This window comes from Rufibacter radiotolerans, assembly GCF_001078055.1.
GTDB classification, from domain to species: Bacteria; Bacteroidota; Bacteroidia; order Cytophagales; family Hymenobacteraceae; genus Nibribacter; species Nibribacter radiotolerans.
Genome location: NZ_CP010777.1, coordinates 1,996,472 through 2,013,244, shown reverse-complemented (window position 1 = coordinate 2,013,244; position 16,773 = coordinate 1,996,472). Strand labels below are relative to the sequence as shown.

Annotated in this window: 11 protein-coding genes; 6 read left to right on the top strand and 5 right to left on the bottom strand. The window is 50.1% G+C overall.

Annotated features, from left to right (window positions below):
* Nucleotides 1-56 precede the first annotated feature (56 nt).
* The 3 genes from TH63_RS08405 to TH63_RS08395 all read left to right on the top strand — a co-directional run bounded on the left by TH63_RS08405 (nucleotide 57) and on the right by TH63_RS08395 (nucleotide 3,038).
* Nucleotides 57-812 carry a LexA family transcriptional regulator gene (locus TH63_RS08405; RefSeq protein ID WP_048920561.1) on the top strand — a complete coding sequence of 252 codons (756 nt, stop codon included), beginning with the start codon at nucleotides 57-59 and terminating at the stop codon, nucleotides 810-812.
* Between the two features lie 149 nt (nucleotides 813-961).
* A complete protein-coding gene (locus TH63_RS08400; protein ID WP_048920560.1) occupies nucleotides 962-1,678 on the top strand; it encodes a pirin family protein in 717 nt (238 codons plus the stop codon).
* Nucleotides 1,679-1,781: 103 nt separating this feature from the next.
* Complete coding sequence (locus TH63_RS08395; RefSeq protein ID WP_048920559.1) at nucleotides 1,782-3,038, top strand: zinc dependent phospholipase C family protein; 1,257 nt, start codon at nucleotides 1,782-1,784, stop codon at nucleotides 3,036-3,038.
* 84 nt (nucleotides 3,039-3,122) lie between these two features.
* Here the strand turns inward: TH63_RS08395 and rmuC are convergent, their stop codons facing one another.
* Entirely contained in the window at nucleotides 3,123-4,490 is a 1,368-nt protein-coding gene (gene rmuC / locus TH63_RS08390) for a DNA recombination protein RmuC (RefSeq protein ID WP_048920558.1), read from the bottom strand.
* Nucleotides 4,491-4,851: 361 nt separating this feature from the next.
* Between rmuC and TH63_RS19790 the strand changes: the two genes are divergently transcribed.
* Nucleotides 4,852-5,352: a DUF2062 domain-containing protein gene (locus TH63_RS19790; protein WP_076606446.1), complete on the top strand. Its 501-nt coding sequence runs from the start codon at nucleotides 4,852-4,854 to the stop codon at nucleotides 5,350-5,352.
* A 190-nt stretch (nucleotides 5,353-5,542) separates the two neighbouring features.
* Nucleotides 5,543-6,016 (top strand): DUF4920 domain-containing protein, encoded by a 474-nt coding sequence (locus tag TH63_RS08380; protein ID WP_048920557.1) that lies wholly within the window; start codon nucleotides 5,543-5,545, stop codon nucleotides 6,014-6,016.
* A gap of 374 nt (nucleotides 6,017-6,390) precedes the next feature.
* On the opposite strand, the gene TH63_RS08375 is transcribed toward TH63_RS08380, so the two are convergent.
* Complete coding sequence (locus TH63_RS08375; protein WP_048920556.1) at nucleotides 6,391-9,306, bottom strand: PD-(D/E)XK nuclease family protein; 2,916 nt, start codon at nucleotides 9,304-9,306, stop codon at nucleotides 6,391-6,393.
* Between the two features lie 197 nt (nucleotides 9,307-9,503).
* On the opposite strand from TH63_RS08375, the gene TH63_RS08370 reads away from it, so the two are divergent.
* A complete protein-coding gene (locus tag TH63_RS08370; RefSeq protein ID WP_076606445.1) occupies nucleotides 9,504-10,169 on the top strand; it encodes a metallophosphoesterase family protein in 666 nt (221 codons plus the stop codon).
* A gap of 74 nt (nucleotides 10,170-10,243) precedes the next feature.
* Here TH63_RS08370 and TH63_RS08365 read toward each other — a convergent pair whose 3' ends face one another.
* The 3 genes from TH63_RS08365 to TH63_RS08355 all read right to left on the bottom strand — a co-directional run bounded on the left by TH63_RS08365 (nucleotide 10,244) and on the right by TH63_RS08355 (nucleotide 16,266).
* On the bottom strand, nucleotides 10,244-11,755 hold the full coding sequence (locus TH63_RS08365) for a malate:quinone oxidoreductase (protein ID WP_048920554.1): 1,512 nt from the start codon (nucleotides 11,753-11,755) through the stop codon (nucleotides 10,244-10,246).
* A gap of 259 nt (nucleotides 11,756-12,014) precedes the next feature.
* A complete protein-coding gene (locus tag TH63_RS08360; RefSeq protein WP_048920553.1) occupies nucleotides 12,015-15,380 on the bottom strand; it encodes a UvrD-helicase domain-containing protein in 3,366 nt (1,121 codons plus the stop codon).
* 310 nt (nucleotides 15,381-15,690) lie between these two features.
* Nucleotides 15,691-16,266, bottom strand: coding sequence for a hypothetical protein (locus tag TH63_RS08355; RefSeq protein ID WP_048920552.1), 576 nt, complete (start codon nucleotides 16,264-16,266; stop codon nucleotides 15,691-15,693).
* Nucleotides 16,267-16,773 lie beyond the last annotated feature (507 nt).

Sequence of the window (16,773 nt, the reverse complement as noted above, 5' to 3'; positions counted from 1 at the left end):
AGTTATTTGCTAAATAAGTAGTACTTTTACTAAGTGAATATCCTAATCGCTTAATTATGCTTAGCACTAACCTTAAATACCTAAGAAAGCAACAGAATTTAACCCAGGTACAGCTGGCGGAAAAGCTGGAGATCAAACGTTCTCTGATTGGGGCCTATGAAGAAGGTAGGGCTGAGCCTAAGCTAGCCACCTTGGTGAAGATGGCGCAAGTGTTCGGCTTATCTGTAGATGAGTTGATTAACCCGGACCTTCCCAATGCCCAGAAAGCCGGCGGAGCTAACCGACAGCCTAACGTGAAGGTGTTGTCTATTACCGTAGATAACCAGGACCGGGAGAATATTGAGCTAGTCCCTTACAAGGCCAGCGCCGGCTACCTGAACGGGTATGCAGACCCTGAGTTTATGGAGGAACTGCCTAAGTTCAGGCTGCCCATGATCCAGGCACCGGGTACGTACCGGGCGTTTGAAATAAAAGGCGATTCCATGCTCCCCATTCCTTCAGGAACGGTGATCGTGGGCCGCTACGTGGAGCGTTGGCAAGACGTGAAAGATGGCACCCCATGTATTGTGGTCAGCCTTCAGGAAGGGATTGTCTTCAAGCGGATTTACCAGCAGAAGCAGGAGACTTTACGTCTTCATTCAGATAACCCCAGCTATGAACCATATGAGGTAGGCTTTGAAGATATTGTGGAACTTTGGGAGGCAAAGGCCTACATCAGTACCACTTTCCCAATGGCAGAGATCTCCCTGGACAAGCTTACCGCCCTAGTGCTTGACCTGCAGCAGGAAATGAAAAAGATTAAGAGCAAATAAGTAGCCAATACCATTGGTTTTAGACCGTCTGTTTTAGGCCCGTTTTTGAGAAAACGGGCCTAAAACAGACGGTTTTCTTATATAGGAAAGGCATAATAAACCCCAGGGGCAGGAGTACGTACTATTCCTTGAACAACAACCCCTTTCCTATGATCAAAGTTATTTCCGCCGCAGATAGACACCGTGCCTCCCATGGCTGGCTTGAGTCATACTTTCTGTTCTCCTTCGCTGACTATTATGATATGGAAAATCTGCATTGGGGGCCCCTGCGGGTTTTCAATGATGACTATGTCAAAGGGAACAGCGGCTTTCCGGAGCACCCGCACTCCGAAATGGAAATCATTTCCATTGTGTTGGAAGGAGAGGTGACGCACACAGACAGTCTGGGCAATAATACCTTGATCAAAGCCGGCGAGGTGCAACGCATGAGCACCGGGACCGGAGTGAGGCATGCAGAGCGCAACAACTCAGATAAAGATTTACACTTGTACCAGCTTTGGTTTTTCCCTAACAAAAAAGGCATAACGCCCAGCTATGAACAAAGAGCCGTTGATTTTTTAGGGGAGAAGAATGAGTTGGTTCCGTTGGTTACCGGCCAGAAAGTGCTGGAAGACGTGGTGTACATGAACTCCAATTCAACGGTTTATTATTGCAACCTGAAAGACGGGAAAGAGATTGACTTCAAAACCTTCCCAATCAGGAAAGGCTTGATCTATGTGAAATCAGGGGAGTTGTTTGTGAATGGTATTCAGGTACAGGAAAGCGACCAGGTGCGGTCTTCAGATGTAGATGCCCTGCGCATTAAGGCCACGGCAGACAGTTCTTTTATCTTAATTGATTTACCTGGCGTGGAAGCCAATTACTAAGCATACAGAAGAAAGCGGGCTACCTAGTCCGCTTTCTTTTTATACCTTACCCGCGCCAGGCAACGCTTTTATTTCCCTGGAAGTCCCTCTTTTTATATTAACCATGCGCCGTATTTTCCTTTTAGGGCCTTTGTGGGGCCTTTTGCTGTTATTCTCCAGACCCAGTGCGGCCTATGGGGTGCTTTCTCACCAGGCCATCATTGATGTGTGCTGGAAGCCTGGGCTGGTACCCATTCTCCAAAAAAGATTCCCCAACGCTACCGAAGAAGAACTCACCAAAGCGCATGCCTATGCCTATGGAGGAGCCATCATCCAGGACATGGGGTACTATCCCTTCGGGAACACCTTTTTCACTGACCTTACCCATTACGTACGGAGCGGTGATTTCATTAATGCCCTGCTCCAGGAAGCCAAAACCCTGGACGAATACGCGTTTGCCTTAGGTGCCCTGGCCCATTACTACGCAGACAATTATGGTCACCCCATTGGGACTAACCGGGCGGTGCCTATGGTTTACCCAGAGTTGAAAGCGAAATTCGGGAATGTAGTGACGTATGAGGAGAACCCTGCTGCGCACGTGAAAATGGAGTTCGGTTTTGACGTACTGCAGGTGGCCCGCGGAAACTACGCCCCTGAGGCCTACCATGATTTCATTGGGTTTGAGGTAAGCAAGGAAGTTTTGGAAAGAGCCTTTAAGAATACTTACGGGCTGGAACTCAAGACTTTATTTGTGAGCCTTGACCTTACCATTGGATCTTTCAGAAGGTCGGTGAGTAATTTGATTCCCAGCCTTACCAAAGCTGCCTGGCACCTGAAAGCCTCTGAAATTCAGAAGGCCAAACCTGGAGCCACTAAACGGGCTTTTCAGTACCGGATAAGTAAAACCGAGTACCATAAGAATTGGGGAAGGGAGTACAATAAGCCCAACCTCTTCCAAAGGTTATTAAGTTGGTTACTTAGAGTGCTGCCAAAGATAGGGCCCAACAAAGCACTGGCCTTTGTGCCACCCACCCCTGAGGCCGAAAAGATTTTCATGGAGAGCTTCAACGTCACTGCTGAGAAATATACCCAGGAACTGAGGCAGATTGGCACCGGCAACGGTCAACTCAAAAACACTGATCTGGACACCGGAGACCTCACGGAGAAAGGCAGCTATGAGAAAGCCGACAAAACGTATGCGGAACTATTGCATAAGCTGGAAAAGGATAATTTTGAGGCACTTAGCCCGGCCCTTAAGAAAAACATTCTTGCCTTCTACAAGTCTGCTACCCCTCCCAAGAACCCAGACAAGGAGAAACTAAAGGAGTGGCAGAAAACACAGGAACTCCTGAATAAATTGAAAGGCCAGCAGCAGCTATAACTGCTATTGAAAGAAAAGGCAATACATTTTGCGCTCCTTTGTTTTGAGCCTGTTTTAAGAAAAAAAGGCCCAAAACGGACAAGACTATCTTTCCTCCAGGCTTTCTTCCGGTTGATTCTGGTCTTCAGAAGAGTCCTCGGGTAGGGCTGGGGTTAAATGGAGCCATTGGGTTTCCATGGTCTTGCTGGTACGGGCGCCCAGCTTTTTCAGCAACTCTACTTTCTTGAGTAGGTTTCCGTTGCCTTCGGTGAGTTTGTTCATAGCCGCGCGGTATTTCTGCTGGCTGCGGTCCAGGTTCACCCCAATGTCTTTAAGGTCTTCCAGGAAGTTGGCGAACTTGTCATAGAGCTTCCCGCTTTCCTCGGCAATGCGCAGCACGTTGCGCTTCTGGCTTTCCTGTTTCCAGACGCTGGCTACGGTACGCAGGGTGGCTAGAAGGGTAGAGGTAGTTACAAAGACAATGTTGCGGTCCAGGGCCTCCAAAAACAAGTCACGGTCATGCTGTATGGCCAGGTTGAAAGCCGGCTCAATGGGAATGTACATCAGCACAAAGTCAGGGGAATTGACCCCGTGGAGGTGCTGGTAATTTTTCCGGCCCAGGTCTATAAAGTGCGTGCGCATGGATTGCACATGGCTTTTGAGGTAAATCAGTTGCTGGGCTTCATCATCACAGTTACAGTACGCATCATAGGCCACTAAACTTACTTTGGAGTCAATGATGAGGTGCTTGTTGTCGGGTAGGTCAATGATCACGTCGGGCCGGAAGATTTTGGCGTCATCATGTTGCATCACTTGCTCGCGGCGGTAATGCACGTCTTTTTCCAAACCAGATTTCTCCAAAAGGTTTTCCAGCAGGTACTCGCCCCAGTTTCCCTGGGCTTTTTTCTCTCCGCGAAGGGCTTTGGTGAGGTTAAGCGCGTCTTGGCTCATCTGCTGGTTCAGGCCCGCCATGAAAGTGATCTGCTCTTTAAGGGACGTGGAGTCTTTCAAAGTCTTCTCATAGGTCTGCTCCACCTTGTTCTCAAACTCCTTGATGCGTTCCTTTAAAGGCAAGAGCACCTGCTCTAGGTTCTCGGCAGAAGACTTCCGGAAATGCTCGGCGTTATTGACGAGTACCTGGTTAGAGACCTGGGTGAACTGCTGCATGAAGGTGTCGCGCAGGTGGGAAAGCTCGGCGCGTTCGTCGGTAAGTTTCTGCTTGAGGTGGTAGATGTCGTTTTCGGCCCGGGTCACCTCGGCGTGCAATTCCATGACCTTGCTGGACTCCTGGCGGAGGCGTTCCTGCAGCTTGGTGGCTTCGGCCTGGGCCGCTTCCTGCTGTTTCACGGCGAAGGCTTTGTCTACTTCATGCTGCTGCATGGTTTTCCGGAGCCCTGCTAGCCTGGCCTGCAGAAAGAAGTACACCAGAATGGCACCAACTAAAAAAGTAAGCAAGGGAAGCGTGAATTCCATAGGAACAAGGGGTGTGTGAGCCAAAACAACACTTAAAGTTAAGAATTAAGTGCCGAAACTCTAAAAATATTCGCAATAGTAATAGGGTTAGCAAGCCGTTGGGCGTTCTGTACTAAAGGGTGGGGGCTGTTGAGTAAAATTAAAGTGGTGAGCAGGTGGTTACTTACCGTTGTTTCAGGTATTAAAGAAAAGCCCGCACCGGCTTTTGCGGCCAAGGAAAACTCTGGTCCGGTATAAGATTATCTCATGAGATACTGCATGATTGAAAAGCAGAATTTATTTGCGCCAGATGAGACAGAACACGCATTTTTAGCGTTACCCCTATAAGGCTTTACTATAGCCAAAAGAAGTTTTAGAAAGAATGGAATTGTTTTTACGAGTGAATGGAAGTATAGGAAAATTTTTATGCAAAAAGCTTTGGAACCCGTTGTTGGCGCTGGCCAAGCAAGGGTTTACGCCCCACCAGCTGGCCCTCACTATTTCTTTGGGCGTGGGTTTCGGGGTGATTCCTTTTATAGGCCTGACCACGGTTTTGTGTACCTTCTGGGCTTTGCGCCTGCGTTTGAATGTGGCTTTTACCATTCTGCTGGGCTACCTTATGCAACCCTTACAACTGGCCCTTTACGTGCCCTTTGTGGATCTGGGGCAATACATCTTCCCGGTAACGCCCATTCCTTTCTCCCTGACCAAACTCACCCAAATGTTTCAGGCGGACTGGTTAATGGCCTTGCAACAGGTCTGGGTAGCCAATCTGGTAGGCATTCTGGCCTGGTTGTTTTGTTTTGTGCCTTTTGGTTTGGCGCTATATTTCTCCAGCAAAAAGGTGCTGCACCGCGTATTGCCTGCTCCGCAAGTGGTTTAGCGTTTTAAGCCTGTTTTTTGTAAAACTCGGCTAAACCAAAGTGCTGCTTGTTGAAAAGATACTTAAAGCAACAGCTTGTTAAACCTTTAGCAAAATTGCTTTTCCATTTAAAAACAATCTATCTTCGTCCTTAACGTGCAAAGGGCCAATGCCAAGGCTTAAAAATACACTGTTAAAAAGAACTAATCCCATGAAACGACTATCTATCCTCCTGTTTGCCTTTTTCAGCCTATCGGTGGCCTTTGCGCAAACCAATATTCCTGCAGCGAAGCCGGGCATGACCTACGGTAAAAAAGTGAACGCCAAGAAAGCGATTCAACTGCCGGAAATGACCGCGAAACTGGCTACAGATTCTGTTTTTACCGGGAAAGTGGAAGGAACCGTGGTGGAGGTCTGCAAAAAGAAAGGCTGTTTTATGAAATTGGCCAGGGCCAATGGTGAGCCTATCATGGTCAACTTTAAGGACTACGGCTTCTTTATGCCTCAGGACATTGTTGGCAAAACGGTGATATTGGACGGCACCGCCAAAGTAAAAGAAACTAGCGTGGAAGACCTGAAACACCTGGCCCAGGACGCCAACAAAAGCAAAGAAGAAATTGCCAGCATTACCCAGCCAAAGAAAGACATTGTCTTTGTAGCCAACGGGGTTTTGGTGGTCAAATAAATATAAGCTCGCTGACAAAACTCAGCAAGTTAAAACAAAAAAGCACATCTTCTCCAGTGGTAGAGGAAGTGCTTTTTTTATGCTGGGGAGCTTGGTGTGTGATTCTTTAATTTGCCTGGAGGAAGGTGCCAAATAGGTAGCATTTTATAGCCAATTTGGTCCTTGGGCTTAATAACCGTAGCCCCCTAACCCTCTCCCTCCAGGAAGAGAAAATTAGGCTTTTCCGTTTAGGGGCTGTTTTGCGGAAAACAGGCTTAAAACTGTTTGTAAGCATTCTGCAAAAAGCACTCACTTCAGATTCCCTTACCCATTTTTAATTGCCTCTTATAACCCTAGCTCCTAATCACTAATAACTAATCACCAACAACTAGTACCTAACCTCTGGCGCAGATACTTTTGTAGGCGCAGTATTGGCAGGTTTCCAGGTCGTTGGTTTTTCTTATAGGTTCTGCGGGGTCCAGCATTCGGACCACCAAGTCTTTAAGAAGACGCTCCGTAGTTTGCATGAAGTCCGCGGGTTCTCCGGCGGCATCTACAAACGGAAGCTCAGAGGTGAGCACCCCAGCGCCCAGGTTCCTAAAGGAGATAATGCCGGCTTCGTATTCATACTGCGCTTTGGGTAAGTTCAGGACTTTGCTTTCCAGAAGGCTGCCTTTCTGGATCTCTTTGGCTAGAATATAGCGGTACAGCCAAAGCTGCCGCACTTTGTCCAGGTGTCGGTCGTGCAGCAGGGTGGCTTCCAGGTCTTCGGGTTTTACTTTTAGGCTAGGGGCCAGCACTTTGCCGGTTTTGTAGTCAATCACGCGCAGGGTGCGGCCACTCAGGTCAATGCGGTCGGCTTTGCCTGAGATCTGCACGGGCACCTTTTCGCCGGAAGGCAAGGTTACTTCCAATTCGGTCTGCAGGGTGTCTTCCAGGGAAAGAATGTAGAGCGGCAGTTCTTCCGAAGTTTGGAGCCCTTGCAGGTAGCGGGTGAGCAGTTGCACGGCCACCTTGTAGAGAATCAGGTTCATGCCCTGCTCCGGCAGGTTCCCCAGGGTACCGCGCTTGAATTCCTGCTGCACTTTGTCCGGTAATCCGGCCAGCATCCCGTCTACATCGGCTTTCTCAATAGGGCGGGCCTCTTCGGCAAACGGCCTGAAATAGTCTTCCAGCACCTGGTGCACAATCGTCCCGAAGGTATCAGCGCCCACCAGTTCATCAATCTCCTCCACTTCCTGTAGCTTGGCAATCCGGCTGAAATAATACTGCAAGGAGCAGTTGACAAACTGGTTCAGATGGGAAGGGTAGAGGCCGCGCCGCAGCTCGTTTTTCATCTTGCTGAGCACCTCTTCATCTTTCTGAATGATGATGTCCGGCTCGTATTCTTTGGTGTCCAAATGCTCTACTACCGCCGTTAATTCCCGGAAAGTGATGTTGGGGTTGCGGGGCGCCAGATCATGCTGCAACTGCAGGATGAATCTTGATTTCTCCCCAGAACCATAGGTATCTGAAGGCAGCACGTACAGCAGGTTCACGCGCTTGGCCCGCTGCAACAACCGGTAGAAGTAGTAAGAGGTAATGCTCTCTTGTTCAGCATAAGTAGGCAGCCCGAAGGTGCGCAACACGTCATACGGAAAAAGCGAGTTCTGCTTCTTAGGCTGGGGGAGCACATTCTCGTTTACGCTCAGGATAATGAGGTTCTCAAAGTCCAGGGCGCGGGTCTCCAGCATCCCCATGACTTGGGTAGGCGAGATGGGTTCCCCGCTGAAAGGGAGCTTGGTGTTGCCTATCTGCTCATACAGGAATTTCTTGAAACTGCGCACCGAGATCTTATGCTCGCGGCAATCAAAGAGCGTGTCCAGGCGCTTGACAATGGTGTAAAGAATGTAGAGGTACTCGGTTTCAATGGGGTTCTCAGTTTCCACCCGGTAAATGCGGCCCAGGGCGTCCACCAGTTGGTAGAGCGTGTCAATCAGGTCGGTGCAGTCGTTCCAGGTTCTAAAAAGGGTAATGAACATGGGGTGCTCGCGACCCAGCTTAATAATTTCTTCGGCGGTGAGGAGCACGCTGTTCCGTTGTACCATCTCGTCCAGCACGTGTTGGAACAGATCAAGGTCGGTCTCGCGCTCAGCCACGCTGTTGAGGTATTGCTCATAGCGGCGCAAGAATGGGTGCTGCAGCAGCTTGGTGACCGCCAGGTGGTGGTAGCGGTTAATCCGGAAGCCGGAGTCAGTGGGTTGTACCACGCCCGTAAGATGCACCTCAAAAAGCAGATCAATGAGGTTGAACAGGGGCGTACCCTTGAATGACAGGCCCATGGTCACGTTGTAATCAGAGACCTCGTCTGAGATGGAGTGAAGCACCGGCAAGAGCAAGGTCTCATCCGGTAGCACGATGGCAATCTCGGCGGCGGGGTCTTTTTCCCGGATCTCGCGGAGCAACTGCCCAGCAATCTTGCCTTGCATGCTGGCATTGGCCACCCCAATGGCGTTAATTTCCTTGGTATCGGTAAGGAGCAGGTTCTGTTGCCAGTTCCACTCGGGCAGGGGCCATTTGGCTTTGTAACGCTTCAGGAAATGCCCCGCCCGTTTATCTGACTCCAGATTCATGTAAAAGTCATCTGAGTCGAAGAAAACCTCGGCTTTGCCGGCAGACAATAAGGTCTGAATGATGTGCTGCTCGGCGCGGGAAAGGGCATTCAAGCCAATGAACACGTACCTAAAACAGCCTTTCTCGCTTTTGGCAATGTCCTTGATCCGGTCGGCCACCATCCGGAAGGCCATGCCAGTGTAGGCCTGCTTGTCTTTCTGCAGTTTCTGGCGCAGGGCATGGTAGGTGCGTTCCAGGTTGGTCCAGAGCTGGAAATATTGCTTCACGTTTTCTGTGGGCGTGCTGCTACCTGGTTTACCCGGGTCCCAGCGTTCCAGGGCCTTGGCTTCGCTCACGTAGTCAAACACCGCGGCGGGGTCTACCAGCTCCATGTCCATGCGTGAGAAATCTTCCAGCAGGGTAGAGGACCAACCCACAAATTGGTCAAAGTCCAGCTTGGGGTCAAAGCGCAGCATGATGTCATACAAATCCAGCTGCAGGTGCAGAGGCTCCAATACTTCTACATTGGCCATGTTGCAGACAAACTCCTCCATGGAGTAAATCTGCGGCGACCAGATGCCGGTAGGCGCGGCCTCCGCCAAGGCATTCTTAAAATAAAGCGTAGCCCGCCGGGTAGGCAATACAATGCACAGGTCACTGAGCTGGTCTGTGTAGGCCTGGTAAATATGGTCAGCGGCTTGCCGCAGGAAAGATTGCATGGGGAGCGTATCTGGTAGCACGTAATAAAAAGCAAGTTACGGCATTCTGGGGGGAAGACGTAATACTTGTTACCAAGCTATAAAATTTGTTTTGAGCCTGTTTTTCTGAAAACAGGCCAAAAACATTCCTGCCTTTGGAAGACCCAAACCCGGTAATCCCGTACGTACATTTTAGCCCTTAACCTAAACCTTTACCAATGAGTCGTTACGCAGTGTCAGATATTCATGGTTGCCAAAAGACCTTCCGGTATTTAGTGGAGAAGGAGCTACAACTCAAGACCACCGATACGCTGTACCTGTTGGGCGATTACATTGACCGCGGGCCCGATTCTAAAGGCGTGTTGGATTACATAGTTGAGCTACAGAAGGAAGGGCATAGGGTAGAGGCCCTGCGCGGGAACCATGAGGAAATGCTAATGCAGTCCAGAACTGATTCTACGTACCTGACCACATGGCTTTTGAACGGCGGCGCCGAAGCCATGGAGAGTTTTGAGGTGGCCACTCCGCAGCAGATTCCTGAACTTTACTTTCAGCAGTTGGAGAACCTGAAGCTATACATTAAACTAGACGATTACCTGCTGGTGCATGCCGGGTTCAACTTCAGCGCGCCCGACCCTTTTGCCGACACGGAGGCCATGCTCTGGACCCGTAAGTTTGAGGTAGACAAAACCATTCTAGGGAACCGGAAAATCATTCATGGGCATACGCCCATATCCTTAGACCAGATGGCCACCACCGTGACCACCCCAGACATTGACGTGATTAATATTGACGCGGGTTGCGTGTATGCCGGCCGGTTTGGGCATCTGGCCGCCTTAGACCTGGATACTGTGGAGTTGATTGTGGTGCCTAATAAGGAGTAAAAAAGAAACCGCCGTTTTGGGCCTGTTTTCTTAAAAACAGGCCCAAAACGGCGGTTGGGTGAATAGGGAAAAAACTATCCGCGGTGCGGAACGTGTGCTTCTTCCAACTCCAATACACGGCTGGTGTAGGCGCGCATTTCTTCGGTTAGCTGCGGTTCGTCTTTGAGCGAATGCCCAAACGTGGGAATCATCTCCTTGATTTTAGATTGCCATTCGGGAGAGTTTGCCTTTTGCGGGAAACATTTGAAGATAAGGTCCACCATTATGGACACCGCCGTTGATGCGCCAGGCGAGGCACCCAAAAGAGCTGCCAAGGAACCATCTGCCGCGCTCACCACTTCCGTCCCGAATTCCAGGACGCCGCCTTTTTCTTCGTCTTTCTTAATGACTTGCACCCGCTGACCAGCAATCTCCAGTTCCCAGTCTTCGGGCCTCGCGGTAGGCACGTACTCCCTAAGTGCCGCAATACGGTCTTCTTCTGACTGCAGCACCTGACTGATCAGATACTTGGTCAAAGGGATGTTAGTATAGCCCGCGGCCAGCATTGGCCTGAGGTTGTTGACTTTTATAGACAGCGGCAAATCAAAGAAGGAACCCTTCTTCAAGAACTTGGTGGTAAACCCGGCATATGGCCCGAAAAGCAAGGCTTTCTTGCCATTGATCACCCGGGTATCCAGGTGAGGCACCGACATAGGAGGAGACCCCACGGCTGCTTTCCCGTACACTTTGGCCTGGTGCTTGGCGATTACGTATGGGTTGGTACACTTCAGCCACTGGCCACTCACCGGGAAACCTCCAAAGCCTTCGCCTTCCGGAATCCCGGATTCCAATAAGAGGGGCAAAGATCCGCCACCGGCGCCAATGAACACAAATTTGGTGCGGGCCCTACGCTTCTGCTTGGTGTTCAGGTCTTTCACGCGTACGCGCCACAATCCGTCTTCTTTCCTCCGGAAGGAGCGCACCTCATGGTTCAGGAACAAATCCACGCCGCCCATTTCCTTCAGGTATTTGAACATGTGCCGGGTCAGGCAGCCAAAGTTGACATCAGTACCGGCTTCCATGCGGGTAGCGGCCAATGGCTGGGAAGTGTCACGGCCTTGCATGATCAGTGGCATCCAGCGGGTGAGCTGCTCATATTCCTCTGAATATTGCATGCCCTGGAAAAGCGGAGAAGTGGTCATAGCTTCAAATCGCTTGCGCAGGAACTCCACGTTCTTATCTCCCCAGACAAAGCTCATGTGCGGCACGCTTCTAATGAATACTTTGGGATCGTCAATGATGCCCTGTTCCACTAGAAAAGCCCAGAACTGACGCGACTGCTCAAACCATTCGGCAATAACGTTGGCTTTGGAGATGTCTATGGAACCGTCTGGTTTCTCTGGGGTATAGTTCAGCTCGCAGAAAGCGGAATGTCCCGTGCCGGCGTTGTTCCAGGCATCGGTGCTTTCTGAGGCAACCTCTCCCAGACGTTCATATATCTCAATGGTTAAATCTGGCTGCAACTGCTTCAGCATCACGCCCAGGGTGGCGCTCATGATGCCGGCCCCAATTAAAACAACATCGGGGGTGGTGACTATTTTATCCATGGTCTCTTTCTTGTTGGTAGATAGAGTACGAGGAAAGAGGAAGAAAGTGTTGTGGGAGGGGAGAAAGGTGATGAAAGTGTCTTAGTTCTGCCCTCCCTCTCGCTGTCATCCTGGAAGGAGCTTGTTAGCGAACGGTAATGGCATAGTTGACACGCTGTTACTTTTCGCCCACGAGTTCCTTTCAGGATGACAAAAGAGATAAGGGGCATTTGAAGAAGGTATTAATATGCTTGCGCTATGGAGAAAGTTGAAGGGCTTCCTACTCCACCTCTTCCCCCACATACTCCCATTCTTCCACGCGCTCCTCTTCAAAATAATACACCACACAAGTGATCTTACTGAACACCAATTCCCTAAACAGGGCCGCATAAGAATTCAGGTTCTCAGAATATTCCGGCTTGGCGGGGGGAAGTTTATAGTCTATAAGCGTCACGTCACCGGTCTCCCCGAACACGATGCGGTCTGGTTTGTAGCGGTTGGTGCGCACGTCCAGCACTTCGCGTTCGTTCTCCACGGTCATGGTGCGGCTGAAAAAGCGTTGCATTTGCGGGTGTTCCAGTACGTGGGTCACCATCTGGGTGAGGGTAGTCATCTCGCGCTGCGATATGATGCCCTGGTGCACCAATTGCCGAAGGGCTTTAGGCGCCTCATCGGCGTAGGAGATGCGGGCCAATGCGTAGTGGAGTTTACGGTTCCAGCGACGGTGTTCCTGCTGGGTCTCAAAGTCGAAGACATTGTTGGCGTGCTGTTTCAGTTTCAGGTTCTTGGCCCAGTCAGAAGAGGTGAACTTGTCCAACACGTACACTTCCTCAGAGATGGGGTTGTGGTGGATGGCCTGCTGGGCGCCTTTGGATAGCTGGTAACAGTAGTTGCCTTCCTGCCAGAGCTCTTTGCTTTCCAGGAACTTGTGTAGCCAATAGCTCACGTTTTTCTGAGATTTTCCGCTCTTGAAATCCTGCGCCTTGGCAATGAGGTAAAGCCGGTCCACGGGGCGGGTGAGGGCTACGTAGAGCATGTTTAGGTTTTCAATAAAGGTCTTCTCCAGCTTCAGGGTGTATTGGTCTTGCAGGGCGGTTTGCTCCAGTTTCTTATTAAGGGTCACCACTGCGGTGCGCAGTTTGCTATCGCCGGCTACGCTGGACGGGAGCGTGCCCCAGAGCAAAGAAGCTTGCTGCGGCTCCAGGCTCCAGTCACAGAACGGCACAATGACCACGGGGTAGTCCAGGCCTTTGGCTTTGTGGATGCTGGTAATGGTGATGGCGTCACGGTCTTTGGGCGTGTTGATGCTCAGGTGCTCTTTGTGCAGGTCCCAATACTCCAGGAAGTTATTGAGGTTGTTGCTGTTTTTGAGCGTGTACTCCAGCACCAAGTCCAGGAACCGGAACAGGTATTCGCACTCATTGTTCTTGCCCAGCAGGTCAAAGACTCTGATTAGTTTCTCGGTGAGTTCATAGATAGACAAGTTGCCCGCATCGCGGTAGGCGATGTCAAAGCCCTGCTCCTGAAGAAACTGGAAAAATGGGTCAATGCTTTGATGGGTGGCCAGCCAGGCAATCTTGTTGGTAGTCACATTATCGGGTAGTTCCTGGTGCACTACTTTGTAGACCAAGTACAAGGCCTGCGACCTTGCCAGGCCGTTTGCCGGTTGGTTCAATAACCGGAAGAAAGCAATGATTAGATTAATGACCTCGGCAAACTGCAGGGACAAAGAGTCTTGGGAGATGATGTCGTATTTCTTCTGCTTCAGGAAGTTGGCCACCAGTTTGCTGTTGCGGTTGGTGCGGCTCAGAATGGCAATATCTCGGGGGGCGTAGCCATCGGCCTGGGCCTGTTGCACCATCTGCAGCACCAGTTGCAGGGTACTTTCCTGGTAGGAGAGGAGGTCCTCTTCGGCGTAGCCAACATAGAGTTCTTCCGTGCGGGCGCAGGAATCAAGGTGATAGCGGCGGGGACTGTCCTCATCATGCGTGAACAGCACCTGCAGGTGCGCCTGACCTGTGGTTTTGCCGGCCGGCGATTTCTGCGCGAAGTGTTCATCATAGATAGCCTGCAGCAGCGGAAACTGTGGGTTGGCCTGGCTGATAAACCAGAACAGCTCATTGTTGAAGGTGATGATTTCCGGGGCGCTGCGGTAATTGGTGTTCAGGTGATCTGGGGTAAGGGTCCAGCGCAGGGTGTCATACCGCGGGGCCACGTTCTCCTCAAACCGGGAATTCTGGTACAGGAACTGAGTCTGGTTGCGGTGCAGATGCAATATCTGCTCCATCTCGCCGCCCCGCCAGCCGTAAATGGCCTGCTTGGCGTCACCCACCACCATGTTAAAACCGCCTCCGCTCAAGGCATTCTCCACCAGGGGCAACAGGTTGTTCCACTGCAATACCGACGTGTCCTGGAACTCATCAATCAAGATATGCTGGTACCGCTCGCCCAGCCGCTCATAGATAAAGGGAATTGGCTCCTGCAAGACAATCTCCGTGATGCGCTTGTTGAACTCGGAGATGTGCACCAGGTTTTTGTCCAGCTTTATTTCCTGAATGCAGCGCTCCAGCTCACTAAGCACACTCAATTTGTAGAGGTGCGGCAGCATGGCCGAGATGATGATGTGGTTTTGGCTTTCGCGCTCTTTTAGGTTCTCAATGCCGCGGTATAATTCAGAGAGCCGGCCTTTGATTTGGTCCAGGCTGACTTTGGCGCCGGTGCTGGCTTTGGCGCTGGGCCACTTGTCATCGTTTACCGTTTTGGTGGCATTGCTGTTAGCGGTGGTAATGTCAAAGATCACGTTCCACTTCCTGAAATAGGAGTAGATCCCGTTTTTGCCATAAGACATCTCCTCTGGCTGTATGTTATGCGTATGGATCAGGTCAGAGGCTTCCTGCGCCAGGGCTTGAATTTGCTTCTCAATGTCTGTTTTCTGGGTGTAGAGGTCTTGCCGTATTTTCTTGAAATCCTGTAAGGTTAGCTTGCCTATGTCCAGCAAGTGCTCATAGGTTTGCTCGTTCAACAGGTGGCGGGCGAAGTCGGCGAGTTCTTCGGGGAGGTTGTTCCAGCTCTTTCCTTCCTCAGCTTTCTCCAGGGCATATTGCTGCAGGGTTTCGGCCAGCAGCTTGTTCTCGTCCTTGGTGTTCACCTTGTTTAAAAGTAGGCTCACGGCAGTGCTCAATAGCGTCTGCGCGTCCATATCTACCTCAAAGTTATGGGGCAGTTTTAGCTCCGTGGTAAAGGCGCTCACCACCTTGTTCACGAAGGAGTCAATGGTACTGACGGCAAATTCTGAGTAATGGAAGAGCACGTGGTCAAACACCCGCGCCGCCCGTCCGCGCAAAGTGGCTTCTGTTAAGTTAGGTTGATCGTATTCTTCCTGTATCTCCTTTAATATGTTAACCAAAAGATCGTCGCTCTTGGCTTTTTCCTTCTCAGATTGGGTAGAATCATTGAAACTCCGCAGGGCCCCCAAAATACGGGTCTTCATTTCCTGGGCCGCGTCATTGGTGAAGGTAATGGCCAGGATATTCTTGTAGTAGGAAGGATCTTCGCTCTGCAGGGCCAGTTTAAGGTACTCTTTGGTAAGTTGGTACGTTTTACCGGAGCCGGCAGAAGAGGAATATATTTTAAAGGTAGCAGGCACTTTTGCGAATTAAGAATTGGTAATTAAGAAATAGTAATAAATTAACCAGAAACTGTTTGTCTTCTCCTATATGATCCCCCCTGTTTTGGGGCTGTTTTTACGAAAATAGGCAAAAAATGCGTCTTCTTCTATAGAAAGACAAAGCTCCAGGTTTTTCCCGCAAGGCGATGCTTTGTGCGACTTTGTAAAGGTGAAAGCCAAATGCGGTTTAGCCTGTTTTGGCTAAAACGGGCTTAAAACGCATTTGGCTTAATTTGGCACTGTCTTATGTTGAATTCCTCTTGCGCTACGTGAGCTTGTAAAGGGCTTCTTATAAAAAGGGCAGTCGGCTGGTATAGGAAGTCCGGCCGCCAAAGTGGAAGGTCTGGGCTGTGGAGGTAGTGGTTTTAGCAGCAACTGAAAATTCGGTCTGGCAAACCTGCTTGAGCATGCAGAGTAGTTGCAGGGTGAAATTGGTGCTGAGGAAGGCGTGCTTCTCCTGCTTGTTCAGTTCACGGCTGTCTACCACCAGAAAATTCTCCAGTTCCACCAGCACGTCAAAGGAATTCTTGAGTTTATGGATTCGCTTGAGATAAGTGGGGGAGTCGTTCAAGGCCATGACCTCGCCCACCGTATACCCGAAGTTAATGCGGGCTTTCATTAAATAGTCACATAAGGGGTACAATTCGGGGGCATCCAGATCTGAGATCAAGGCTACGTAAAAGTTGTTTTTATGCGGATCTAGAACTGGTAATCTGGTCACGGATACCACGTTGAGCGTATTCTGGGTGCAGTTTTGTACCGTGCGGTCCATCAAGAACCGAGAATACATCTTAAAGGCCAGCGACCCTATAGCAATGAGGTTAAACTCCCGCTGGTTTTTGGAGATTGTAGTAAAATGAATCATCAGACCAAAAAAAAAAATTCCTGCCAACACCCGCTTTAGGCCTCTGGGTTACACCATACGCCTACCATACATTGATCCTATCAGCACCAAGCGTTCAAGTATGGAAAGCCCGGCTGACTCTTAAAGGGGATTCCCATGTGGGAAGGGGGAGGGAGATGGTTCTGCTGTCTGATTCAATTCTTATATACGTGTTTAATTTTGTTTATACGTGTTTATACGAGGCGTCCATTAATTAGACCTACTTTTAAAATTTAATTAACGTTTGCTCCGGTTCGGTATTTTTTTCGCAAAGTAGTTCCTGTTTAGGCACTTACCTGTAAAGTAGTTACCGGCATTCGGGTAGAATATTAGGAACATGCTATAAATTTGCGTACCTTTGCCCCACAATACACGCCGAGACTCCGTTTGGTCTCATTTTTTGGCAATAAGGCACTTCTCAAGCAAACCTCTGTGCGGTTTCCCGCAACGAAATCTTGATAAATGACGAATACCCTAGGGCAGGTGTAT